This is a genomic window from Sinomonas sp. B1-1 (assembly GCF_050474465.1).
Taxonomy (GTDB): domain Bacteria; phylum Actinomycetota; class Actinomycetes; order Actinomycetales; family Micrococcaceae; genus Sinomonas; species Sinomonas flava.
Window position 1 is genome coordinate 37454 of sequence record NZ_JBCHVF010000015.1, and the last position, 24189, is coordinate 61642.

The 24189-nt window shown below is 69.8% G+C and carries 22 protein-coding genes; 17 read left to right on the plus strand and 5 right to left on the minus strand.

What is annotated here, in order from left to right:
• Positions 1-12: 12 nt before the first annotated feature.
• Positions 13-1044, minus strand: coding sequence for a LacI family DNA-binding transcriptional regulator (locus tag ACQ5BE_RS17265; protein ID WP_413249726.1), 1032 nt, complete (start codon positions 1042-1044; stop codon positions 13-15).
• Positions 1045-1190: 146 nt separating this feature from the next.
• On the opposite strand from ACQ5BE_RS17265, the gene ACQ5BE_RS17270 reads away from it, so the two are divergent.
• The 11 genes from ACQ5BE_RS17270 to ACQ5BE_RS17320 all read left to right on the plus strand — a co-directional run bounded on the left by ACQ5BE_RS17270 (position 1191) and on the right by ACQ5BE_RS17320 (position 14558).
• The gene (locus ACQ5BE_RS17270; protein WP_430298207.1) at positions 1191-2558 is read left to right on the plus strand and encodes an ABC transporter substrate-binding protein; all 1368 of its coding nucleotides are present in this window, start codon (positions 1191-1193) and stop codon (positions 2556-2558) included.
• Between the two features lie 4 nt (positions 2559-2562).
• Positions 2563-3543 (plus strand): carbohydrate ABC transporter permease, encoded by a 981-nt coding sequence (locus tag ACQ5BE_RS17275; protein ID WP_430298208.1) that lies wholly within the window; start codon positions 2563-2565, stop codon positions 3541-3543.
• Positions 3540-4463, plus strand: coding sequence for a carbohydrate ABC transporter permease (locus ACQ5BE_RS17280; RefSeq protein ID WP_430298209.1), 924 nt, complete (start codon positions 3540-3542; stop codon positions 4461-4463). Before ACQ5BE_RS17275 ends, ACQ5BE_RS17280 begins: the two co-directional genes overlap by 4 nt.
• Before the next feature lie 2 nt (positions 4464-4465).
• Positions 4466-5329 carry a sugar phosphate isomerase/epimerase family protein gene (locus ACQ5BE_RS17285; RefSeq protein ID WP_430298210.1) on the plus strand — a complete coding sequence of 288 codons (864 nt, stop codon included), beginning with the start codon at positions 4466-4468 and terminating at the stop codon, positions 5327-5329.
• A gap of 32 nt (positions 5330-5361) precedes the next feature.
• On the plus strand, positions 5362-6780 hold the full coding sequence (uxaC, locus tag ACQ5BE_RS17290; RefSeq protein ID WP_430298211.1) for a glucuronate isomerase: 1419 nt from the start codon (positions 5362-5364) through the stop codon (positions 6778-6780).
• A gap of 12 nt (positions 6781-6792) precedes the next feature.
• Positions 6793-8145: a mannitol dehydrogenase family protein gene (locus ACQ5BE_RS17295; protein WP_430298212.1), complete on the plus strand. Its 1353-nt coding sequence runs from the start codon at positions 6793-6795 to the stop codon at positions 8143-8145.
• Positions 8146-8269: 124 nt separating this feature from the next.
• Entirely contained in the window at positions 8270-9499 is a 1230-nt protein-coding gene (gene manD, locus ACQ5BE_RS17300) for a D-mannonate dehydratase ManD (protein ID WP_430298213.1), read from the plus strand.
• Positions 9496-10023 (plus strand): gluconokinase, encoded by a 528-nt coding sequence (locus ACQ5BE_RS17305; protein ID WP_430298214.1) that lies wholly within the window; start codon positions 9496-9498, stop codon positions 10021-10023. The genes manD and ACQ5BE_RS17305 overlap by 4 nt, the downstream gene beginning before the upstream one ends.
• Positions 10024-10151: 128 nt before the next feature.
• Entirely contained in the window at positions 10152-11978 is a 1827-nt protein-coding gene (uidA, locus tag ACQ5BE_RS17310) for a beta-glucuronidase (protein ID WP_430298215.1), read from the plus strand.
• Positions 11979-12008: 30 nt separating this feature from the next.
• Positions 12009-13436, plus strand: coding sequence for a glucuronide transporter (gene uidB / locus ACQ5BE_RS17315; protein WP_430298216.1), 1428 nt, complete (start codon positions 12009-12011; stop codon positions 13434-13436).
• 177 nt (positions 13437-13613) lie between these two features.
• Positions 13614-14558: a phosphodiesterase gene (locus ACQ5BE_RS17320; protein ID WP_430298217.1), complete on the plus strand. Its 945-nt coding sequence runs from the start codon at positions 13614-13616 to the stop codon at positions 14556-14558.
• 243 nt (positions 14559-14801) lie between these two features.
• Here ACQ5BE_RS17320 and ACQ5BE_RS17325 read toward each other — a convergent pair whose 3' ends face one another.
• Entirely contained in the window at positions 14802-16226 is a 1425-nt protein-coding gene (locus ACQ5BE_RS17325) for a stealth conserved region 3 domain-containing protein (protein WP_430298263.1), read from the minus strand.
• A 288-nt stretch (positions 16227-16514) separates the two neighbouring features.
• Here ACQ5BE_RS17325 and pyrE point away from each other — a divergent pair, with 288 nt between their 5' ends.
• Both pyrE and ACQ5BE_RS17335 read left to right on the plus strand, forming a co-directional pair.
• Complete coding sequence (gene pyrE, locus ACQ5BE_RS17330; protein ID WP_413249739.1) at positions 16515-17093, plus strand: orotate phosphoribosyltransferase; 579 nt, start codon at positions 16515-16517, stop codon at positions 17091-17093.
• Between the two features lie 45 nt (positions 17094-17138).
• On the plus strand, positions 17139-18140 hold the full coding sequence (locus ACQ5BE_RS17335; RefSeq protein WP_430298218.1) for an alpha/beta fold hydrolase: 1002 nt from the start codon (positions 17139-17141) through the stop codon (positions 18138-18140).
• Positions 18141-18174: 34 nt separating this feature from the next.
• On the opposite strand, the gene ACQ5BE_RS17340 is transcribed toward ACQ5BE_RS17335, so the two are convergent.
• The 3 genes from ACQ5BE_RS17340 to ACQ5BE_RS17350 all read right to left on the minus strand — a co-directional run bounded on the left by ACQ5BE_RS17340 (position 18175) and on the right by ACQ5BE_RS17350 (position 20745).
• Positions 18175-18933, minus strand: coding sequence for an SDR family NAD(P)-dependent oxidoreductase (locus ACQ5BE_RS17340; RefSeq protein WP_430298219.1), 759 nt, complete (start codon positions 18931-18933; stop codon positions 18175-18177).
• Positions 18934-18972: 39 nt separating this feature from the next.
• Positions 18973-19755 carry a glucose 1-dehydrogenase gene (locus ACQ5BE_RS17345; protein WP_430298220.1) on the minus strand — a complete coding sequence of 261 codons (783 nt, stop codon included), beginning with the start codon at positions 19753-19755 and terminating at the stop codon, positions 18973-18975.
• 150 nt (positions 19756-19905) lie between these two features.
• Positions 19906-20745: an HAD-IIA family hydrolase gene (locus ACQ5BE_RS17350; RefSeq protein WP_208711391.1), complete on the minus strand. Its 840-nt coding sequence runs from the start codon at positions 20743-20745 to the stop codon at positions 19906-19908.
• Positions 20746-20891: 146 nt separating this feature from the next.
• Here ACQ5BE_RS17350 and ACQ5BE_RS17355 point away from each other — a divergent pair, with 146 nt between their 5' ends.
• The 4 genes from ACQ5BE_RS17355 to ACQ5BE_RS17370 are packed head-to-tail and all read left to right on the plus strand — an operon-like array spanning position 20892 to position 24013.
• Entirely contained in the window at positions 20892-21299 is a 408-nt protein-coding gene (locus ACQ5BE_RS17355; protein WP_430298221.1) for a TOBE domain-containing protein, read from the plus strand.
• Positions 21296-22078: a molybdate ABC transporter substrate-binding protein gene (gene modA / locus ACQ5BE_RS17360; protein ID WP_430298222.1), complete on the plus strand. Its 783-nt coding sequence runs from the start codon at positions 21296-21298 to the stop codon at positions 22076-22078. The genes ACQ5BE_RS17355 and modA overlap by 4 nt, the downstream gene beginning before the upstream one ends.
• A complete protein-coding gene (locus tag ACQ5BE_RS17365; RefSeq protein ID WP_430298223.1) occupies positions 22056-22898 on the plus strand; it encodes an ABC transporter permease in 843 nt (280 codons plus the stop codon). Before modA ends, ACQ5BE_RS17365 begins: the two co-directional genes overlap by 23 nt.
• Positions 22895-24013, plus strand: coding sequence for a sulfate/molybdate ABC transporter ATP-binding protein (locus ACQ5BE_RS17370; protein ID WP_430298224.1), 1119 nt, complete (start codon positions 22895-22897; stop codon positions 24011-24013). Before ACQ5BE_RS17365 ends, ACQ5BE_RS17370 begins: the two co-directional genes overlap by 4 nt.
• Positions 24014-24189 lie beyond the last annotated feature (176 nt).

Consider the following 24189-nt stretch of genomic DNA (forward strand, 5'->3'; position numbering starts at 1 on the left):
CCGCGAAGTCCCTCAGGCCTTCGCGGGGCCAGTCGATGCCCGGATCTGCAGGTGCGTGGGCATGACGGCGAGCTTGCGCGGCATGCCGCCGCGGAGCGGGTCGAGCTGGGCCAGGAGCATGGACACCGCGGTACGGCCCGCCTGCTCGATCGGCGATGCGATCGTGGTCAGCGGAGGGTTGCAGAAGTCCGCGCCGAAGATGTCGTCGCAGCCCACGATGCTCACGTCCTCGGGCACGCGCACGCCGCGCTCGCGGAAGCGCTGGAGCATGCCGATCGCAATGAGGTCGTTGAAGGCGATGAGCGCCGTCGCACCCGTGCGCAGCGCGGCGTCGGCCGCGGCTGCCCCGGATGACGTCTTGGGGGAGTAGGGTCCGATCCGCGTCACCTCCATGCCGCGCCGGGAGGCTGCCTCCTCGATCGCCTTCCACCGGCGGTGGGTCGACCAGGAACTGGTGGGTCCGCCCACGTACGTCACCTTGGTGTGGCCGAGCGAGGCGAGGTGCTCGAGAGCCTGCACCATGGCGCCGGGGGTGTCGATGAGCACGGTGGGCGCGTCCGCCGTCGCGCGGTTGATCGTGACGAGCGGCTGCTGGCGCGCGGCCTCGGCGAGCTGCGCGTCCGTGAGGCGCGACGCCGCGAGGATGATCCCGTCCGCCGTTCGGCGGAGCCTGCGCAGCGCCTCGAGCTCGACGTCGGTCGCCTCCTCGGTGTCGACGAGCAGCTGGGTGTACCCCGAGGCTTTGAGCTGGTTCTGCGTGCCCCGGATGATGTCGAAGTAGAACGGGTTGGTCACGTCGGGCACGAGGACGGCGATGGCGCCGGTCCGCCCCGAGCTGAGCCCGCGGGCCTGGGAGCTCGGGACATAGTGGAGCTCGGCGGCGATCTTCTCGATGCGCTCCCGGGTGCGCGCGTTGACCCGCTGGGGGTTCGACAGCGCCCGCGAGACGGTCGACGTCGCGACGCCGGCGCGCTCAGCGATGTCGCGGATCGTGGGCAGGCGCTCCGGGTCGGAGGACGCGGGCGGAGCGGACGAGGCGGTCATGGCATCCATTGTGACCGGTACTGGCAAATTTTGGCAATCGCTTGCCGTTGCGGATTTTCCATTCCTAGACTCAAGGGCATGTGGCGATGGGCCGTGAGCAGGATCACAGTCGCCAACGGCGCGCACCGTACTCAAGGAGGAGACACATGCGAATCCGAACCACAGCCAAGGTGGCCTCGCTGGCCACGCTCGCAGCGCTCGCACTGGCTGCGTGCGGGGCGGGGTCGTCGTCGTCGGGGGACAGCGGGAGTCCCGCCGCCGTCGACGGGAAGGGCAAGACCCTCAGCGTCCTCGTCAACACCAACACGCTCTACCCGGAGCAGCAGAAGCAGTGGTTCTCGGACATGGCCACGAAGTTCAAGGCCAAGACCGGCGCGGACCTGAAGTACGAGACCTTCACCTCCGCCAACGAGGAGCTCCAGCGCATCCAGACGTCGGTCGTGTCCGGCCAGGGCCCGGACGTCTACTCCCTCGGGACCACCTTCACGCCGACCGCCGTCGCCACCGGCGCCTTCGTGCAGCTCGGCGACGACGAGTGGAAGAAGATCGGCGGCAAGGACCGCTTCAACAAGGCCACCCTCGGCATCTCGGGGCCGAGCGACAAGAAGCTCTTCGGCGTCCCGTTCGTCTCGCGTCCTTTCGTCATGGCCTACAACAAGGAGATCCTCGCGGCCGCCGGCATCGACAAGCCTGCGACCACGTGGGACGGGCTCCTCGAGCAGGCCAAGAAGACCACTGACGCCTCCAAGGGCCAGTACGGCCTCGCGATCTCCTACAAGGACAACTTCGACCCGTGGAAGTTCGTCTGGGCGATGTCGGTCCAGGCGGGCAACAAGATCGTCGACGGCGACAAGGCCAAGCTCGACGACCCGGCCGTGAAGAAGGCCTACGAGACCTACTTCGGCTGGGTGACGAAGGACAAGGTCGTCAACCCCGCGGCCGTGGGCTGGAGCAACAGCCAGGCGCTCGCGGAGTTCGCCGCCGGCAAGGCCGCGTTCTTCCCGATGACCACGTCCAACTCCATCCCGACGCTCGACAAGTCCCCGCTCAAGGACAAGTACGAGTACGCGATCATGCCGGTCGCGGCCCCCGGCGACTCCTCGCCGAAGGACGGCGGCACACCTGCCGCGTCAATCCTCTCGGGGGACAACATGGTGGTCGCCGACTACTCGAAGAACAAGGACCTCGCCTACGCCTACATGGAGATGGTGACCTCGAAGGACGAGCAGCTGAACTACCAGAAGACGTTCGGCGATCTCCCCGCCAACGCCGAGGGCCTCAAGTCGCTCTCGAGCGCACCGCACATGGCGGCCATCACCGAAGCCGCAGAGAAGTCGTTCGCCACCCCGTTCACCGGGGCGTGGGGCGACATCCAGCTCGCCCTCCTCAACGTCACCGTGCAGAGCGTCCCTGACCTCGCGGCCGGCAACGTGCCCGAGGCCACGCTGAACCAGCGCCTCAAGGACGCCCAGGACAAGGCGCAGTCGTCCCTCGACCGCGCCGGGAAGCAGTGACCGGGTGACCGCCATGTCCACCGAATCCATCAAGCGCCCCCTGCCCGCCGCGCACGCGACGGGCAGGGGCCCCGCCCCTGACCCCGCGGCCCGCAAGGGCCTGTCGCGCCGCAACCGCCCCCTCTGGATGCTCATCCCGGGCGGGGTGCTCATGGCCATCGTCATCATCGTCCCGATGGTCCTGGGCGTGTGGATGTCCCTCCTGGACCTCGACCAGTACTCGCTGCGCAAGTGGCTCTCCGCGCCGTTCATCGGCATCGAGAACTACGTCGAGGCCATCACGCAGTCGGGACTGCTGCGCTCGGTCTGGCTCAGCCTCTCGTACTCCCTCATCGCGATGGTCGTGACGGTCCCGCTCGGCGTCGCTGCCGCCGTCGCCACCCAGAACTCCTTCCGCGGACGCGCCGTCATCCGCTCGATCTTCCTGGTCCCCTACGTCCTGCCGACGTTCGTGGTCGCCACGGTGTGGCGGACGATGTTCCAGCCGGGCAGCGTGGTGGACAACGCCCTGCACGGCGTCGGCATCGAGGCCGGCCTGTGGCTCAACGGGCCTAACACCTACTGGGCCCTCGTGTTCGTCCAGATCTGGGCGTCGTGGCCGTTCATCTACCTCCTCGCCCTCGCCGGCCTGCAGTCCGTGGACCACGAGGTGCACGAGGCGGCGGCCCTCGACGGCGCGCTCTGGTGGAAGAAGCTACGCTACGTCGTCTTCCCCTACCTCAAGGGCCCCCTCTCGCTCGCGTTCCTCATCGGGATGCTGCACCACATCAACAACTTCACCCTCCCGTTCGTGCTCTTCGGCATCCCAGCCCCCCACGACATCGAGGTCCTGCCGATCCTGACCTACGTGACGAGCTTCCAGAGCTTCCGCTTCGGGCTCTCGGCCGCGATGGCGGTCGTCTCGCTGGTCCTCATCGCCATCCCCCTGTTCATCTACCTGCGCGCCGTCCGGCTCGACGACGGCGAGAGCGGAGGCCGCAAGTGAGCGCCACCCTCGACGTCCCCGCCATCGGGACGCCCGACACGGTCGACCGTCCCGGTTCGCGCCAGCAGAGGGAGGTCACGCGCCTGCTGCCCACGTGGCTGCTCGCGTTCGTGGTCGCCGCGCTGTGCGCGTTCATCCTCGTCCCGATGCTGTACGTGTTCCTCGCCTCGCTGAACAACGACCTCAGCGTGGCCCGCGGTGACTTCTGGCCCGAGACGTTCAGCCTGGAGAACTACTCGAAGATCTGGACGAGCGTCGGCCTCGCGAACGGCCTGATGAACTCGGTGATCGTCGCAGGCCTCACGGCCATCGTCTCGGCGATGCTCGCCGTCGCCACCGCGTACGTCCTGGTCCGGTACGAGTTCCGGGGGCGGCTCACGATGCTCCGGGGCCTCCTGGGCCTCCAGAGCATCCCGGGCACGCTCCTCGTGCTCCCGGTGTTCGTCCTGTACGCCTCCGCAGCGACGGTGCTCGGGATCCAGATCATCGGCACGTACTGGGGACTCTTCCTCACCTACCTCACGTTCGCCCTGCCGTTCTCCACGTGGGTCATGGTCACCTACCTCCGCGGGCTCCCGCGCGAGCTCGAAGAGGCGGCGAGGATCGACGGCGCGAGCAACATGGGCATCCTGACGAGGATCATCCTCCCGCTGAGCTGGCCGGGCATCATCGTCTCTGGCATCTTCGCGTTCCTGCTCGGGTGGAACGACGTGCTCTTCGCCTCGGTCATGACCCGGCCCGAGACGCAGACCGCGGCAGTGGCACTGCAGATCTTCGCCACGAGCACCGAGAGCGGCGCTGTCCCGTACTACGGCCAGATGATGGCGAGTGCCCTCGTGTGCGCCGCGCCCGTAGTGCTCCTGTACCTGTTCTTCCAGCGCTATCTAGTCGGCGGCCTGACCGCCGGGGGAGTGAAGTGACCGTGACCGAACCATCTGCCACCGCACCGACCGGCACCGTCCGCTGGGACCTCTCCGGCTTCGGCGACGAGATCGACGCCGACCCCCGCGTCCAGGCGGCCGTCATGCGGGCCCTCGGCGCGAGCCACATCGAGGTCCGCAGCGCGTGGGGCACCAACATCGTGGACCTGTCCGAGAAGCAGCTCGCGGAGCTGAAGGCCGTCCTCGACGAGGCGGCCCTCAAGGTGTCCGCGATCGCCTCCCCGATCGGCAAGGTCGACGTCGCGCTCCCGGTCGAGCACGAGGTCGAGCGACTCGGCCGGGCCCTCCGCGCCGCGGAGGTCCTCGGCGCGCCCTACATCCGCATCTTCTCCTTCTACTACGAGGGCAAGGAACCGGAGGACGTCCGCGACGCCGTCATCGAACGCATGACGGCGCTCGCCCGCCGCGCCGAGGGCACGGGCGTCACGCTCGTGCACGAGAACGAGAAGGACATCTTCGGGGACATCCCCGAGCGCGTCCACGACCTGGTCACGGCCGTGGACTCCCCGGCCCTCAAGCTCGCGTGGGATCCGGCGAACTTCGTCCAGGTGGGCGTCAAGCCCTTCACGCAGGGCTATGAGCTCCTACGCCCGCATGTGGTCTACCTCCAGGTGAAGGACGCCCTGTTCGCCGACGGCACCGTGGTCCCGGCCGGCGAGGGCGACGGCGAGGTGCTCGCCACCGTCGAGGCCCTGCGCGACAGCGGGTACACCGGCTTCGCCTCGCTCGAGCCGCACCTGGCGGAGGGCTTCGCCCTCGGGGGCTTCAGCGGGCCCTACGCGTTCGGCGTCGCCGCCCGGGCCTTCGCCAAGGTCCTCGCGAGCGCGGGCGTCGAGGCCAACTGACCACTGTCGACGACACGAGAAGAAGAGGCACCATGACTGAGTCGATCGCGGCCAACCCGGACCGCCTGCTCCCCGCCGACCCGGGCACCCGCGCGATCGCGCGGGAGCTGCTGGCCGACGTCGAGAACCTCCCGATCATCTCCCCGCACGGACACGTTCCCGCGGAGATGCTCGCCGAGGACACGCCGTTCCCCGACCCGACGGCACTCCTCGTGAGCCCGGACCACTACGTCACCCGCCTCATCCACGCCAACGGCACGCCGCTGGACCAGCTGCGCGTCGGCGGGACAGCGGAGGTCGACTCCCGTACCGCGTGGCGGAAGTTCGCCGAGGCGTGGCCCCTCTTCGACGGCACGGCCTCCGGCTACTGGCTCCGCAGCGAGTTCGAGCACGTCTTCGGCCTGTCCGCGGAGACGGTGGACTCCTTCGGGGCGGACACTGCGGACGCCGTCTACGACGCGATCGCGGGCAAGCTCGCGGAACCGTCGTTCCGGCCGCGCCAGCTGTTCAAGGACTTCGGCATCGAGGTCCTCGCCACGACCGACGACCCGCTCGACTCGCTCGAGGCCCACACCCTCCTGGCCAAGGACGAGACGTTCGCCGGGCGCGTCCTGCCGACCTTCCGCCCCGACCCGTACCTCAACATCGCGCATCCCGAGTGGGCCGAGCGCGTGGACCGGATCACCGCGGAGGCGGGCGACGGCGTCGAAGGCTATGCGGGCTACCTGCGCGCGCTCGAGAACCGCCGGCGGTACTTCGTGGAGCACGGGGCGGTGTCCGCGGACCACGGCGTCCGCACACCGCTCACGCTCAAGCTCGCGCGTGCCGAGGCCGAGGCACTCTTCGCCAAGGCCCGCCGCGGCGAGGCCACCGCTGCCGACCGCGACGCGTTCGAGGGCCACATGATGTACGAGATGGCCCGCATGAGCGTCGAGGACGGACTCGTCATGACGGTCCACCCCGGCTCCTTCCGCAACCACCACACCGCGACCTTCGAGAGGTTCGGGGCGGACACCGGCCACGACATCCCCTTCGCGATCGGCTACACCGAGGGCATCCGGGCGCTCCTGCAGGACTTCGGGACGGCCAAGGACTTCCACCTGGTCCTCTTCACGCTGGACGAGACGGTGTTCAGCCGCGAGCTCGCCCCGCTCGCCGGGTTCTACCCGTCGGTGTACGTCGGCGCGCCGTGGTGGTTCCTCGACGCCCCCGACTCGATCCAGCGGTTCCGCTCCGCCGTGACCGAGACGACCGGCTTCACCCGCACGTCCGGCTTCATCGACGACACCCGCGCCTTCTGCTCGATCCCCGCCCGCCACAACATGAGCCGCCGCGTGGACGCGAGCTTCCTCGCGCGCCTCGTGGCCGAGCACCGCATCACCGAGTCGCGGGCCCACGAGATCATCCGCGACCTCGTCGACGGATCACCGCGCCGCGTCTTCAAGCTGTAGAGGAGTACGACCATGTCCGAGAAGACTGCCGCCGCGCCGCAGGGTGCGGCCCAGACCGGGGAGCCGCTTCCGCTGCTCGGCCGCAAGGGCGTGCCCGCGCCCCCGGTGCGGATCGTGCACCTGGGGCTGGGCGCGTTCCACCGCTCGCACCAGGCCTGGTTCACCGCCCACGCCTCGGACGCCGCGGAGTGGGGCATCGCCTCATTCACGGGCCGCCGCCCCGACGCGGCCGTGACGCTCGCCGCCCAGGACGGGCTCTACACGCTCGTCGAGCGCGGGGGCGACGGCGACCGGTTCGAGGTGGTCGGCTCGATCGCCGAGGCGGTCGACGGCGCCGACGTCGCCCGGCTCAACGGACTCCTCTCCTCGCCCAGCACCGCGATCGTGACCCTGACCGTCACCGAGGCGGTCTACGAGAAGGACGACGCCGACTCGCCCCTCGGGCGGCTCGTGCGAGGCCTCGCGGCGCGGCGGGACGCGGGAGCCGGGCCGATCGCCGTCGTGAGCTGCGACAACGTGGCCGGCAACGGAGAGGTCGCCGAGGCGGCCGTGTGCCGGATCGCGGAGGGGATCGACGTCGGCCTGGCGGGCTGGGTCCGCGAGCATGTGAGCTTCGTGGGGACGTCCGTGGACAGGATCACGCCGCGGACGACTCCGGAGGATGTCGCCGAGGTGGCCGCCCAGTGCGGCTACCGGGACGAGTCCCCGGTGGTCGCCGAGCCGTTCGCGAACTGGATCCTCTCGGGCGAGTTCCCCGCCGGCCGCCCCCGCTGGGAGGATGCCGGTGCCCAGTTCGTCGACGACATCGAGCCGTTCGAGAACCGGAAGCTGTGGCTCCTGAACGGGGCGCACTCGCTCCTGGCCTACGCGGGCCAGCTCCGCGGCCACGCGACGGTGGCCGAGGCGCTCGCGGATCCAGAGTGCCGCCAGGCGATGGAGGCGTTCTGGGACGAGGCCGAGCGGCACCTGACGCTCCCGGAGCTGGGCGTCCCGGCGTACCGGCAGGCGCTCCTGGACCGCTTCGCCAATCCGCGGATCGCGCACCACCTTGCCCAGATCGCGGCCGACGGGACGACCAAGCTGCGCATGCGCGCGGTGCCGGTCCTGGCCGCGGAGCAGGCGGACGGGCGCAGCGGGGTGGCTGCGGCGCGCATGATCGCTGCGTGGATGGACTTCGTCGCTGCCTCGGCGAGCAGCGGAGCGGACTTCCAGGATCCGCTGAAGGAGCAGATCCTCGCTGCCGTCGGCCTCGAGGGACGCGACCGGACGGCGGCGCTCCTTGGGCTGGTCGCCCCGGAGCTCGTCGACGATTCGCCCGTCGTGGACCGCATCGACGCCCTGCGGGGCTCGTTGACCCGCTCCTGACAGGGCGGCACAAAGTTGGCAATTTGCTGCAACCGATTGCCATACCTGTTGCACCCGTTCTAGGCTGGAAGAAGCAGCTGACGCTGACGCAGCCCTGTAGTCCCCGCAGTGAAAGGAAGCGACGATGAAGATCGTCTCCGCCGAAGTCTTCGTGACGAGCCCGACGCGCAACTTCGTGACCCTGAAGATCACCACCGACGAGGGCATCACGGGCATCGGCGATGCGACGCTCAACGGGCGCGAGCTCGCCGTGGCCGCGTACCTCAAGGAGCACGTCGCCCAGCTTCTCGTGGGCCGGGACCCGCATCGCATCGAGGACACGTGGCAGTTCCTCTACCGCTCCTCGTACTGGCGCCGCGGCCCGGTGACGATGGCCGCGATCGCCGCCGTGGACATGGCCCTGTGGGACATCAAGGGCAAGGTCGCCGGCCTGCCCGTCTACCAGCTCCTCGGCGGAGCGTCGCGCAATGGGCTGCGGGCGTACGGCCACGCCTCGGGCACCGACATCCCCTCGCTCTTCGACTCCATCCGGGAGCACCTCGAGCTCGGCTACAAGTCGATCCGCGTCCAGACCGCCATTCCGGGCATCAAGGCCGTCTACGGCGTCGCCGCCCAGGCGCAGTCCTCGGGCGAGCGCTACGACTACGAGCCGGCCGGCCGCGGTGCCTACCCGCAGGAGGAAGACTGGGACACGCGGGCCTACCTGCGCCACCTTCCCACCGTCTTCGAGGCCGTCCGGAACGAGTTCGGCCCCGAGATCCCCCTCCTGCACGACGGCCACCACCGCATGACTCCCATCCAGGCGGCCAAGCTCGGCAAGGCACTCGAGCCCTACGACCTGTTCTGGCTCGAGGACTGCACCCCTGCGGAGAACCAGGAGGCCCTCCGCCTGGTCCGCCAGCACACGACGACGCCGCTCGCCATCGGCGAGATCTTCAACACCGTGTGGGACTTCCAGACGCTCATCAAGGAGCAGCTGATCGACTACGTGCGCGCGGCCTCCACTCACTTCGGCGGCATCTCGCCGCTGAAGAAGGTCATGGACTTCGCGGCGCAGTACCAGATCAAGTCCGGCTTCCACGGCCCGACCGACATCTCCCCGGTCGGCTTTGCCGCGCAGCTGCACGTGGGCCTCGCGATCCACAACTACGGGATCCAGGAGTACATGCAGCACTCCGAGAAGACCAACACCGTCTTCGAGCAGTCCATGACGTTCGCGGACGGCTACCTGCACCCGGGCGACAAGCCGGGACTCGGCGTCGAGTTCAACGAGGAGGCGGCGAACTCGTTCCCGTACCAGCAGGCCTACCTGCCGTACAACCGCCTCATCGACGGCACCGTCCACGACTGGTGACCCGCGACGTGACCGGCACTGCTGAGCCCGTGTTCCGGGTGATTGCCATGGGCGTCTCCGGCTCGGGCAAGAGCACCGTCGGCGAGCTCCTCGCAAAGGAGCTCGGCGGTGAGTTCTTCGACGGCGACGACCTCCACCCAGCGGCCAACGTCGCCAAGATGGCCGCGGGGATCCCGCTGGACGACGCCGACCGCGCACCGTGGCTTCGCGCCGTCGCCGAGCGCCTGGCCGCCGGGGAGGGGACCACGGTGGTCGGCTGCAGCGCGCTCAAGCGCTCCTACCGGGACATCATCCGGGCAAGGGTCCCCGAGGTCGCCTTCGTTCACCTGCACGGCAGCCGCGAACTGCTCGCGGAGCGCATGGCCCGGCGGAGCGAGCACTTCATGCCCGTTTCGCTCCTGGAGTCGCAGCTCGCGACGCTCGAGGACCTGGGCCCGGACGAGCGGGGCGCCGTCTACGACATCGCCGAGCAGCCCGCCGAAATCGCCCAGGAGGCGGCGGAGTGGCTCCGCGCCTCCGTCTAGGGGTCACCTTCTGGAGCGGGAGTTTACCGACCGTCCGGTTGGCAAATTTTGGCAAACGATTGCCGCACGCTTGCCGCCGATCCTACGCTGGATGTGACCCCAATCCCGACGCCCAAGGACGTGCAGCGATGCTCAAGCCCCAGAACGGCCCCACCCGCGAAGTCGTGACCCTCGACGGCCTGTTCGCATTCAGGGTGGACTCCGAGAATGTCGGCCTCCGCGATGGCTGGCAGGCCAGCCCGCTGGAGACGGCGCTCGAGATGGCGGTTCCGGCCAGCTACAACGACGTCTTCGCCGACAAGTCGGTGCGAAACCACGTGGGCTGGGTCTGGTACGAGCGCGAGGTGCGCGTCCCGCGCGGCTGGGCCGGCGAGCGCATCTGGCTGCGCTTCGAGTCGGCCACCCACGGGGCTAAGGCGTTCGTGGACGGCACGCTCGTCGCCGAGCACCAGGGCGGCTACACCCCCTTCGAGGCCGAGATCACCGAGCGCGTCACGGCCGGGACGACGTTCCGGCTCACCGTCGCCGTGGACAATGAGCTGACCCAGGCCACGATCCCCCCGGGCAAGGTCGTGGTCACCGAGGCCGGCCAGCGCGCCCAGACCTACATGCACGACTTCTACAACTACGCGGGCTTGGCCCGCAGCATCCACCTCTACAGCACCCCCCAGGTGCGCGTGGAGGACGTCACGGTCGTGACCGGCTTCGAGGGAACGCCCGGGTCCGGCGCGACCGGCACCGTGGACTACCGCATCGAGCTCGACGGCGCCGCTGCCGCCGACTCCGCCGTCCGCGTCCGGGTGCTCGACGCCTCTGGCGCCGAGGTGGCCACCGCGGACGGTGCGTCGGGCACTGTGGCGATCCCCGACGTCGTGCTCTGGCAGCCCGGCAGGGGGTACCTGTACAGCCTCGTCGCCGAGGCCGTGGATGCCTCGGGCGAGCTCGTGGACTCCTACACCCAGCCGTTCGGCGTCCGTACGGTCGAGGTCCGCGGGGCGGAGTTCCTCATCAACGGCGAGCCGTTCTACTTCACGGGCTTCGGGATGCACGAGGACCATGCGGTGATCGGCAAGGGCTACAGCGCCGCGCACATGGTCAACGACTTCTCGCTGCTGGAGTGGATTGGGGCGAACTCCTTCCGCACCTCGCACTACCCGTACTCCGAAGAGATCATGGACTTCGCGGACCGCCACGGCATCGTCGTGATCGACGAGACGCCCGCCGTCGGCCTCAACGCGGACTTCGCCGGGTTCTTCGGCACCGGCGCGAAGAAGACCTACGATCCGGACTTCGTCAGCGACGAGACCGCAGCCTCCCATCGCCAGGTCATCGAGGAGCTCATCGCCCGCGACAAGAACCACCCCTCCGTGGTCATCTGGTCCATCGCCAACGAGCCCCAGTCCTCGGAGGAGGGTGCCCGCGAGTACTTCGCGCCGCTCGCCCAGCTCGCCCGGGACCTCGACCCGACGCGGCCGGTCGGCTTCGTCAACGTCATGTTCGACAACGCCGAGAAGGACATCGTCACGGACCTCTTCGACGTGATCATGCTCAACAGGTACTACGGCTGGTACGTCAACACGGGAGACCTCGCCTCCGCGGAGAAGGCCCTCGAAGCCGAGCTGCGCGCGTGGGAGTCCAAGTACGGCAAGCCCATGATCATGACCGAGTACGGCGCGGACACCCTCGCCGGGTTCCACTCGCTCTACGATGCACCGTGGAGTGAGGAGTACCAGGCGGACTTCCTCGACATGTACCACCGCGTGTTCGACCGCGTCGGCGCCATGGTGGGCGAGCACGTCTGGAACTTCGCCGACTTCGCCACGTCCAACGGCATCATGCGCGTGGACGGCAACAAGAAGGGCGCCTTCACGCGCGACCGCCGCCCCAAGACGGCCGCCTTCAGCCTCCGCAAGCGCTGGAGCGAGATCCCCAACAGGAAGCCGCAGGCCAAGTAGGGCCTGGAGAGCACGACAAGGACCATGACAATGACGTCTTCGACCACGGCACCGGCCAAGGGCCCGGGCAAGCTGCCTCTCACGTCGATCATCGGCTACGGGGCCGGCGACGCCGCGAACAACCTCGCGTTCACCACGACGGTGATGTTCCTGCTCGTCTACTACACGGACGTCGCCGGGATCTCGGCCGCCGCGGCGGGCACCCTCTTCCTCGTGGTGCGCGTGTTCGACGCCTTCGCGGACCTCTTCGCGGGCCGGCTGGTGGACGGCACCTACACGAAGCGGTGGGGCAAGTTCCGCCCGTTCATCCTCTTCGGGTCGCTGCCGCTCATGGTGCTGACGTTCCTGAACTTCCACATCCCCCAGATCGGGGAGGGCGGCAAGCTCGCGTACGCGTACATCCTGTACGCGGCCATGGGCCTGGCCTACTCCCTCGTGAACATCCCCTTCGGCTCGATGGCCGCCTCGATGACGCAGCTGCCCAAGGAGCGGGCCAAGCTCGCCTCGGCGCGCACGATCGGCGCGCTGATGGTCTCCTCGGCGCTCGGCATCTTCGTGGCACCGCTGCTCAAGGCCGGCGCCGACCTCCAAGCCGTCTTCACGACCCTCACCATCGTGTTCATGGTCGTGGGCGTCGCGCTGTACCTGTTCACGTTCTTCACCGCGCGGGAGCGCGTGGTCCGCGAGGTCCCGAAGGTCTCGTTCAAGCAGAGCATGGCCACGCTCAAGGGCAACAAGCCGCTGCTCATGCTGTGCCTCTCCTCGCTGCTGTTCCTCTCGGGGCAGCTCTCCCTCACCACGGTGCAGCTGTACTACTTCCGCGACGCGCTGCGGCACCTCGAGCTCGTCCCGGTGCTCGCGATCGTGCAGCTCATCGAGACGTTCGTGCTCTCGGCCATCGTCCCGCCGCTCGTGCAGCGCGTGGGCAAGCGCCCCCTGTACATCGCGCTGACCGGCGTCACGCTGGTGGGCGGTCTCATCATCATGTTCGCGCCCGTCTCCGTCGTGTGGCTCGGCTTCGTCGGCTTCGCCGTCGCCATGGCGGGCATCGCCGGCGTCAACATCCTGGTGTGGGCCCTCGAGGCGGACACCGTCGAGTACGGCGAGTGGAAGACCGGTGTCCGCTCTGAGGGCATCATCTACTCGCTGTTCTCCTTCACCCGCAAGACCGGCCAGGCCGTGGGCGGCGCGCTCGCCGCCTACGTCATAGGGATCGCGGGCTACGACGGCAAGGCGGCCGAGCAGACCGCCCAGGCCGTGACGGGCATCCAGATCGCTGCGGGCCTCATCCCGGGCCTCCTCGCCGTCGCTGCCGGAGCGATCATGTTCTTCTACCAGCTCACGGACGACCGCTTCGCGAAGATCGTCGCCGAGATCCGCGAGCGGCATGTGCAGGCCGGCGCGGGCATCGGCGCCGACGCGGACACTGTCACGCGGCACTCGCAGACCGACCACTAGGCGCGGCGACCCGGCCCCAGCGCAAGGGCGGGCGACGGCGGAACCCACCTTCCGCCGTCGTCCGCCTTGTGTGTTTCCGAAATGTTTCCAGTTTGTGGCGCGTTAACTGGACATTCATCGCCCCGCTGTCTTCTATGTGTGCACTGGGGTAAACACCCGACTCAGGAAGAGGGTCAGATGGACACCATCCAGGCGGAGCATCCGCGGCCGCGTCACTTCCTCCTGCACGTGAGCGACACGCACTTGATCGGCGGAGGACTCCTTCACGGCACCCTTGACCCCGAAGACCGCCTCGAGGCGCTGTTCGGCCAGATGCGCGACGCCGCTGGCTCACCTGAGGCGATCGTCGTCACCGGAGACCTCGCGGACCGGGGCGAACCGGAGGCGTACGCCCGGCTGAAGCGCATTGCGGAGCCGGTGGCCGAGTCGCTCGGGGCGAGGCTCATCTGGGCGATGGGCAACCACGACGACCGCGCCGCGCTCCGCGAGCATCTCCTCGGCCAGCGGCCCTCCACCGAGCCGCTCGACCGCGCCTACTGGCTGAATGGCCTCCGGGTCATCACCCTCGACACCACGGTGCCCGGGAAGCACCACGGCGAGCTCGCGCCGGAGCAGCTCGAATGGCTCGCCGCGGAGCTCGAGTTCCCCGCCCCCGACGGCACGATCCTCGCCATGCACCACCCTCCCGTGCCGTGCGTCCAGGAGCTCGCCGTGCTGGTCGAGCTGCGCGGGCAGGCCGCCATCGCGGACGTCCTGCGGGGCTCCGACGTGCGTGCGATCCTCGCCGGGCATCTGCACTACTCGACGTCCGGCACCTTCGCCGGCATCCCTGTCTCGGTCGCCTCGGCCACCTGCTACACCCAGGACCTCGCCGGTGCCGTGGACCCGGAGACCGGCATCCGGCCGACGCGCGGGCGCGACGGCGCGCAGGCGTACAACCTCGTGCACGTGTACCCGGACTCCGTGGTGCATTCGGTGGTGCCGGCCGCGGGCGGCGAGACGGTGGGCCGAGAGGTGGACTCGGCCGACGTCGCGCGCATCCTCGAGGCCGCAGGCGTGGAGTTCCCCGCGGACGACGGCGCCCGGACTCGCCCCACGACGGGCATGCTCCCGATCCTGTAGCCCCCGCACTCGCCCCTCGCCCCGCCCCCGCCGGGTTTCGGGTACACATGTTCACGCCCCACGCTCATCTCGGGTACAGATGAGCCGCCCCGGGGCCTGCTCCGGGTACACCCGCGACGCCAGCTCAAGGTGGCGGGGGGGTTGCACCCTCGGCGACCGGGCGCCGTCGCGCGCTCTTTCGCGTACCCGAGACGGTGCAGAGGCGACGTACCTGTACCCGAGACGGAGGGGGCGGGGCGGTGGCTAGGGCCGCCGCTCCCAAGGCGCGGGGATGGGAAAGTACTTCTCGAGGAAGTCTGTGACGGTCTCCTGCCGCTCCTGCGCCGACACCTCCGGGAACGAGCTGTCGTTGAGGCAGAAGAAGTCCTGGTTGCGCTTCTTCAGCAGCTTCGGCAGGAGGTCGAGCCCCGAGCGCACCGTGGTGTCGACGTACAGGACCTTCGCGCCGGTCTGGGTCACGGCGCGACCGGTGAGCAGCGCGTAGTAGTGGTAGAACGAGTTCGTCACCGAGATGCTGTCCCACGTCCGGAAGCGCGCTGCCGCCGTCTTGGCGAACTCCGCGGGGAACTCCTGCTCCATCTCGAGCAGGACGCTCTTCCGCAGCGGCGCAGCCGTGTGCTCGAGGTGGCGTGTTGTGATGCGGCCGAACCGCTCGTGGAGGAGGCGCCGGTTCACGCGGGCCGCGTTCTCGTGGCCCGACCGGTCGAGGTGGTTGTCGCCGAGCCCGATCCGGGTGGACGCCTCGATGAACTTCGTGATCCCGCCGGGGGAGAAGAACATGTCCGGTCCGAGGGGGCGGCCGAAGAACATGTCGTCGTTCGAATAGAGGAAGTACTCGGACAGGCCCTCGATGTGCTGCAGCTGCGATTCGATGGCCTGCGAGTTGAACACCGGCAGGACCGAGGGGTCGCGGTAGTGGTCCTCGGCGCGCACCACCGTGATCTTCTCGTGCGCGTCGTCGAGCCACTGGGGCACCTTCGAATCCGTGCAGATGAAGATGCGCCGGATCCACGGCGCGAACATGTGCAGGCTGCGGAGCGCGTACTTGAGCTCGTCGATCTGGCGGAAGCGCGCGTCGGCGTCGTCGCCCTCGCCGAGCACGACGCCGGGCAGGAACGAGGCGCGGTACTTGCGGAACTCGGAGTCCGAGCCGTCCACCCACGAGAAGACGATGTCGATCTCGAAGTCGATGTCCGTCGCGTGGTCGGCGAACATGTTCTCGATCGTGGGCCATGTGACGCCGAACCGCTCTACCGTACCGCGAACGGCCTCCCCGGCGGGGAGGGTGCGGCGCGTGAGGGAGTTCTCGATCGGCAGCCGCAGGAGGTCGCCGTCCCACTTCCAGAGCTCGATCTGCACGCCGGTCTCGTGGCCGTACCGCAGCCCGCCCCGGGGCTCGACGCGCGGCCGGTACAGGCGGAACATGCGCGCGTGTCCCGACTCGGCGAGCTTGCCGTCCGCGACGAGCAGGGCGCGGTCCTTCCGCGCGTCCACGGTCAGGGAGTAGAAGGGCTCGTCCTGGCAGGCCTCCACGAGGGCCCGGCGGAGGGTCTTGCGGTGCGTCCAGTCGACGGCGATGACGGGCCGCGCGTCGTTGCCGCGCACGAGGAGGTACGGGATCTCGGCCCGCTCGAGCACGTCCCGGACGAACAGGAGGTCCTCGACCATCGCCTCGAGCGGCGTCTGGGTCCGGTTGACGAGGGCGTAGCCGCGCTTCGTGTCCCGGATCACGTCGTCCCGGTCCAGGAGGCGTCGGCCCGCCGCAGCAGAGGTGACCTCGAGCGCGAGCGGCGCGGCCTCCTCGGCATCGGTCGTGGCGTTGTAGACCTCGGCTGGGGTCAGGGACGTGTTCACAGGCCTCCTAGAGTGCGGGGTTAAGGCACATGATAGGCGCACGACGCCGCGCGCTCACCTCGCGCGCCCGCGCTTGGAGGGCGCGCCACTAGAATCGGAGCCATGACTGACGCCGCCACCCCGGACATCGCCGCTGCCCGCGCCCGCCTGCTCGAGCTGATCAAGGAGCTCGCCGTCGTGCGCGGGAAGGTGACCCTTTCGAGCGGCGCGGAGGCGGACTACTACGTTGACCTCCGCCGGATCACGCTCCACCACGAGGCGAGCCAGCTCGTGGGCCAGGTGATGCTGGACCTCATCGACAAGGCGGGCGTGCAGGCCGACGCCGCCGGCGGCCTCACGATGGGCGCCGACCCGGTGGGCACCGCCGTCATGCATGCCGCCCGCGAGGCTGGCCGCGCCGTCGACGCATTCGTGGTGCGCAAGGCGCAGAAGTCATACGGGATGGGCCGGCAGGTCGAGGGGCCCGGGGTCGAGGGCCGCAAGGTGGTCGTGCTCGAGGACACCTCGACGACGGGCGGCTCCGCGCTCGCCGCGGTGGAAGGCGTGCGGAACGCGGGCGGCGAGGTGACCGCCGTCGCCGTCATCGTGGACCGCGCCACCGGCGCGAAGGAGCGCATCGAGGCGGAGGCGGGCGTGCCGTACCTGTACGCCTTCGGCAAGGACGAGCTCGGGCTCGACTGATCCGGCCGGAGGCGACCTGAGGCGCGCGCTGGGGAGAGGCGGGACGTGGACCCTGCCATCCTGAGGGCTGCCCAGCGGCTCAAGGCCTTCTCCCGGCGCGCCTTCCTGGGCGGTGTGACGGCGTCGTCGCTGCTCGCCGCCGACATGTTCGTCACGCGCGAGGTGCAGAGGCAGCGCCGGCAGACAGTGGTCCTCGAGGTGGCGGACGACGCCGCGCGGCGCCGCTTCCCTGATGCCTCCTGGCTCCTGTTCCCCGGCTACAAGACGAGCTGGGAGGAGGCCCGCATCATCCTCGCCTCGCTGCGTGGCTCGCTCGCGGACCGCGGCCAGCTCGCGACGGTCGGGTACTCGAATCTGGGCCTCGACATCGACGAGATCCTCGACGCCCTGCGCGTCTACGTCCGTCAGAAGCGCCTGCGGACGCTCTACTTCTACGGCCACTCGTTCGGCGGGATGGTCGCGACGGAGGTCGCGGCACGGCTCCTGTCGCAGGACGGCGTGCAGGTCAAGGTGGTCGTCCTGGACTCGTCGCCGGCGTCCAAGTTCGACGTCCTGGACCAGGCCTGGTTCGACTCGGTGGTGCGCCTGTACGAGATCGGGGTGCGCATCCCATCCATTGTGCGGGGCGGCTACGAGTTCGGAGAACGGGTCATCAACAAGCACGAGCGCACCTGGGGCGAGATCGTGGACCAGACGCTCGAGCAGCTGTCCCCGCTCGCGCCGTCGAGCGTGCTGATCCAGTCCGAGTCGGAGTACATCTACCAGTGGGACGCGACCCGGTTCGGGGATGCGATGGGAACGGCTCAGATGGCGTTCATCGGCAACCCCTCCGACACGACCGTGTCCTACCCCTCCGCCCGCGCCCGCTGGGAGCGGTACTTCGGCCGGAACCTCGTCAGCAGCGACCTGCAGACCATCGGCGCGTTCCCGCCGCACGCGAGCCCGCAGTGGAGCGGGATCGTCTACAACCGGGCGCTCGGCCGCCTGCTGCCGCAGCTGCTTCCGCTGCCCAGGCCCACCGGAGGGGCCGGCGGCGGGGCCGCCTAGGAAGGCCGACCCCGCCGCCGTCGTGCGTGGTGGGTCAGACGGTGGTGTAGCCGCCGTCGACGAGGTAGTAGCCGCCGGTGATGAAGGACGCGTCTTCGGAGAGCAGGAACGCCACGAGGTGGGCGACCTCCTCCGGCTCGCCGAGGCGGCCGAGGGGGTGCTTGCCCTTGAGGAGCTCCATGACCTCGGGGGAGAGGCTGTTCACGACGAGCGGCGTGTTGATGTAGCCGGGGCCGACGGCGTTGATGCGCAGGCCCTGCGGCCCGTACTCCGCGGCCGCGTTCTTCGTCACGCCGACGACGCCGTGCTTGGCCGCCGTGTACGCGCTGTTGCCGAGCGCCGCGACGGTCCCGTGGATCGAGGCCATGTTGACGATGGCGCTCTGCTTGGCGCCGGCCTTGAGCATCTCTGGGATCTGGTAGCGCATGCCGTACAGGACACCGTTGAGGTTGATGTCGATGACCTTGTCCCAGTCGTCGAGGTCGATCTCCCCGGTCGGCGCGTTCTTCCCGCCGATGCCTGCGTTGTTGACCGCGTAGTTGAGCTTGCCGTACGTCTCGACCGCGAAGCGGACCGCCTTCTCGGAGTCCTCCTTGACCGCGGTGTCCTGCCGGAAGGCCGACGCCGTGCCCCCGGCCTCCGTGATCTCCTTCGCCACCCGCTCGGCGGCCTCGAGGTTGATGTCCGTGAGGACAACGCTCGCGCCCTTCGCAGCGAGCTCCTTGCCGATCGCCTCGCCCAGACCCGAACCGCCGCCCGTGACGAGCGCGACCTTGCCAGTGAACTGTGCCATGACTGTCTCCTTCTCTTGAGAATTCATCCGTGTGCGGTGTCAGTACTTCGCGGACTGACCGCCGTCGATCGGGATGACTGTGCCGTTGACGAAGCTCGCCTCGCCGGAGAGGAGGAAGGCGACGACGGCGGCGACCTCCGCGGGGCGGCCGAAGCGCTTCGTCGGGTTCGCCTGGACGAACTGCTTGCCGACCTCCTCCCAGTTCTCGGCGTCGATCTGCTTGAGGGAGCCCTCGACCATTGCGGTCATGATGGCACCCGGTGCGATCGCGTTGATCGTGACGCCGGACTCGCCGTACTCGACGGCGGAGTTGCGGGTGAGGCCCACGACTCCGTGCTTCGACGCGGAGTAGCCTGACTGGTTCCCGACGCCGCGGATGCCGCCCACCGAAGCGGTGTTGACGATCGAGCCGGAGCCCTGCTCGCGCATGACCTTCAGCACCGACGCCATACCGTAGAAGACGCCGTTGAGGTTCACGGAAAGGACCTTGGCGAACTCCTCGGCGCCGAAGTCCTCGGTCAGGTTCTGGCGGCCCTCGATGCCGGCGTTGTTGAAGAAGCCGTCGATCTGGCCGAACTCCGCCACCGCGCGGTCCACGTAGCCCTGCACCTGGGCAGCGTCGGCGACGTTGGCTGCCACGCTGACGACTCGGCCGCCGCCCTCGGTCTCGAGGACCTTGGCCTTGGCGGCCTCGAGCGCCTGCTCGTTGAGGTCGACGAGGACGAGGTTCGCCCCCTCGGAACCGATCCTCACCGCCGTCTCCAGACCCAGCCCTGAGCCCGCTCCGGTGATGACGACGGTCTTGCCAGTGAATCGAGCCATGGTGCTCTCCTCCGTGTTCGACGCTGCGCACTTGTGCGCCTTCCGGTGCCCCATGGGGGCATCTGTCCCGTACAGCAAAGGTTGACGCGTCAATATTCCACACAAGGGGAGTCCAGTCGCTCACGCCACCCTGTGACGAGGGCGACGGCTTCAGAGCTGCTGCAGCAGGTCGGCGACCGAGTTGAGCACCTGATTCGGGCGGAAGGGATACGTGGTGATGTCGGCCTGCTGGGTGATGCCGGAGAGCACCAGCACCGTGTGCAGTCCCGCCTCCATGCCGGCGATGATGTCCGTGTCCATGCGGTCGCCGATCATCGCGGTCGTCTCGGAGTGGGCGTCGATCTGGTTCATCGCCGAGCGGAACATCATGGGGTTCGGCTTGCCGATCGTGTAGGGCTCGCGGCCCGTCGCCTTGGTGATGAGCGCCGCGATGGCACCCGTGGCGGGCAGGACGCCGTCGCGCGAGGGACCCGTCGCGTCCGGGTTGGTCGCGATGAAGCGCGCGCCGTCCAGGATCAGACGAATCGCGGTTGTGATGGCGTTGAACGAGTAGGTGCGCGTCTCGCCGAGCACCACGTAGTCCGGATCCTGGTCGGTGAGGATCATGCCGGACTCGTGGAGCGCCGTCGTGAGCCCTGCCTCGCCGATCACGTAGGCGCGCGCCCCGGGCATCTGGTCCTTGAGGAACCCCGCGGTGGCGAGGGCCGAGGTCCAGATGTTCTCCTCCGGGATGGACAGGCCGGAGGACCTCAGCCGCGCCGCGAGGTCGCGGGGGGTGAAGATCGAGTTGTTCGTCAGCACGAGGAACCGCCGGGACGTGTCCACCCAGCGCTGGATCAGCTCAGGCGCACCGGGGATGGGGTGGTTCTCGTGGACGAGCACTCCGTCCATGTCGGTGAGCCAGCACTCGATCTCCTGGCCGCTGCGGTACATGACCGGGCCGGCGGGGGAGGACTCCGGACTCGACTCGACGACCGGGGATTCGTTCATGGACGGCTCCTGGGGGTGAGGGACGGACAAGGGCCAGTCTTCCACCTCGGGCCGCGCTGCGGCATGGTGACGCTCACATCCGACCACGAAGCGCATTCGCGGAAATAGGGCGCTCTGCGGGCCGCAGCTGCGGATACACTTCCCGCATGGGCCTCCTCCGCATCGCCGACGCCGCGCGCCTCACCGGCGTTTCGGACGACACCGTTCGCCGCTGGGTCGACTCGGGCACCCTCGCGGCGCACAAGGATCAATCGGGTCGGGCCGCCGTCGACGGCGCAGAACTCGCCGCGCACGCCCGGCGCACCTCGACGGCGCCCGCCGACCCGTCCGGCGTCGGCCGCTCGGCGCGCAATCAGTTCGTGGGGCTCGTGACCGAGGTCGTCACCGACACCGTCATGGCGCAGGTCGAGATGCAGTGCGGGCCGCACCGGGTCGTGTCCCTCATGAGCGCGGAGGCCGTGCGCGAGCTCGGGCTCGAGCCGGGCTCGGTGGCCACCGCCGTGGTGAAGGCGACCACAGTGATCGTCGAGACTCCCTCCGGGCGCGCGCTGTGAGGCGCCTCATCGCCGCGGCCGCCGTCGGCCTGGTGGCGCTCACGGCGTGCGGGGGGACGACGGGTGGTTCCGGTGCGTCGTCGTCCTCGGTCAAGGGGTCCGTCACCGTCTTCGCGGCGGCCTCGCTCAAGCAGAGCTTCACGGACATCGGGAAGAAGTTCGAGACCGCGAACCCGGGCGTGGAGGTCACCTTCAACTTCGCCGGGTCCTCGGACCTCGCCGCACAGATCTCCCAGGGCGCGAAGGCCGACGTCTTCGCCTCTGCCGACACCCGGAACATGGACAAGATCACTGGGGCAGGGCTCGCCGACGGCGATCCGCGCGCCTTCGCGACCAACACCCTTGTGATCGCCGTCCGCCCCGGGAACCCGGCCGGAATCACCGGGCTCGCGGACCTTGCCAAGCCGGGCGTGAAGCTTGTCGCGTGCGCGCCGCAGGTGCCGTGCGGCTCGGCCGCCCGGACGGCGGAGGCGGCCGCGGACCACGGCGCCGGGATCACCCTGAGGCCGGTCAGCGAGGAGTCCAACGTGACGGATGTCCTCGGCAAGGTCATTGCCGGCGAGGCCGACGCCGGGCTCGTCTACACAACGGACGTGCGGGGCTCCGGCGGGAAGGCTGAGGCCGTCACGTTCCCCGAGGCCGCCTCCGCCGTGAATACCTACCCGATCGTCCCGCTCGCCGAGTCGAAGAACGTGGAGGCGGCGCGCGCGTTCACCGCGTACGTCCTCGGCCCGGACGGCCGGAAGGCGCTTGCGGATGCCGGCTTCGGCGCCCCCTGACGCAGGGGCGGGAACCAAGACCCGGGGGAGGCCCCGGGAGTTCACGGGCCTCCCGGGCTGGATCTGGGTGCCGGCCGCGCTCGGGGCGCTGTTCGTCGTCGTGCCCCTGGCCGGCATCCTGGCCCGGGTCGACTGGGCGCACTTCGTCCTGCTCGTCACCTCGGAATCGTCCCTCGACGCGCTGCGGCTGAGCCTGCAGACCGCGGCGGCGAGCACCGCCGTCGTGCTCGTCCTGGGCATCCCGATGGCGATGGCGCTCGCCCGGGGCAGCCTTCCGGGGCTGCGGTGGCTGCGTGCGCTCGTCCTGCTGCCGCTCGTGCTCCCGCCCGTGGTGGGCGGCCTCGCGCTCCTGTACACGTTCGGGCGGCTCGGGCTCGTGGGACGCTGGCTCGACGTCCTGGGCGTACAGCTCGCGTTCTCGACCGCAGCCGTCGTCATGGCTCAGGCGTTCGTGTCGCTGCCGTTCCTCGTGGTGTCCCTCGAGGGTGCGCTGCGGACCGCAGGCGGCCGATACGAGGCGGTGGCCGCGACGCTGGGGGCGTCCCCGACGCACACGTTCCGGCGGGTCACCCTGCCTCTCGTGCTGCCGGGGCTCGCCTCCGGGCTCGTGCTCGCATTCGCGCGGTCGCTCGGCGAGTTCGGCGCCACGCTCACCTTCGCGGGGAGCCTCCAGGGCGTCACGCGGACGCTGCCGCTCGAGGTGTACCTGCAGCGCGAGTCGGACCCGGACGCCGCAGTCGCCCTCGCGCTGCTCCTCGTCGCCGTGGCGGCCGCGGTCGTGGGGCTCGCCTACGGCCGCCGGGCCGGGGGCGCGCGATGAGCCCGTCCCCGCAGTCCTTCCTGACGGTCGACGCCGGCCTCGCCTCCCGTGGAGTGCGGGTCGCCCTGACGGTCGGCGAGGGGGAGACGGTGGCGGTCATGGGCCCGAACGGCGCCGGGAAGTCCACGCTGTTCGGGCTCTGCGCAGGCCTGCTGCGCCCCGACGAGGGCCGCGTGTCGGTGGGAGGGCGTGTCCTGGCTGGTGCCGACGGGACATGGGTCCCGCCGCACCGGCGCGGGGTTGCCCTGCTGGCGCAGGAGCCGCTGCTGTTCCCGCACCTGAGCGTGCTCGAGAATGTCGCGTTCGCGCCGCGGGCGGCCGGGGTGCCCCGCCGCAATGCGCGGGCGGTCGCCGAACGCTGGCTCTCCGAGGTCGACGCCGCCCAGCTCGCCTCGCGACGCCCCGCACAGCTCTCCGGCGGGCAGGCGCAGCGGGTTGCGATCGCCCGGGCACTCGCCGCCGATCCGGACGTCCTCCTGCTCGACGAGCCCTTCGCCGCCCTGGACGTCTCCGCCGCGCCAGCCCTGCGACGCCTCCTGCGCCGCGTCCTCGCGGGACGGACGGCGCTCGTCATCACGCACGAGCCCCTCGACGCGCACCTCCTCGCCGACCGCGTCGTGGTCCTCGAAGACGGCCGTGTCGCGGAGTCGGGACCCACCGCGGAGCTGCTCGAACGCCCGCGCAGCCCCTTCGCCGCGGGGCTTGCTGGCCTCAACTTCGTCTCCGGCCAGACGGTGTCCCGCGAGACGGCGCCGGCGAGCCTCCGGGTGCAGGGACTCGGCGAGGTGGCGGGGACCGTACCCGAGGGAGCCGATGCCCCGGCTTCGGGCGAGGAGGCGATCGCGGTGTTCCGCCCGGCGGACGTCGCCCTCTTCCGCCCGGAGAGGGTCCCCCACGGTTCCCCGCGGAACGCGTGGAGCGCGGTTGTCCGCGAGCTCGAACCGCGCGGCGCACAGGTGCGGGTGCACTGCACCCCGGGGGGCGGCGCGGGTGCGGCAGGCCCTGCCTTGGTGGCGGACCTGACCCCGGCGGCAGCTGCCGAGCTCGACCTCGCCCCGGGCGTCGTGGTGGTCCTGGTCGCGAAGGCTGCCGCGGTCACCGTCTACGGGGCGTGACCCGGCGAGCTGCCGAGCATTTCGACACAACTCGGGGCCGTCGGGGCGCGGGAATCTGAAGAACCGGACGTGAGTGATGCAGATATGCACGCCGATGCGGAGATGCACGCGGGCGGGCAGCTGGGACACAAGATTGTCGACAATCTGGTGCAAAAATCGCGTCCCGGGCGTACTCT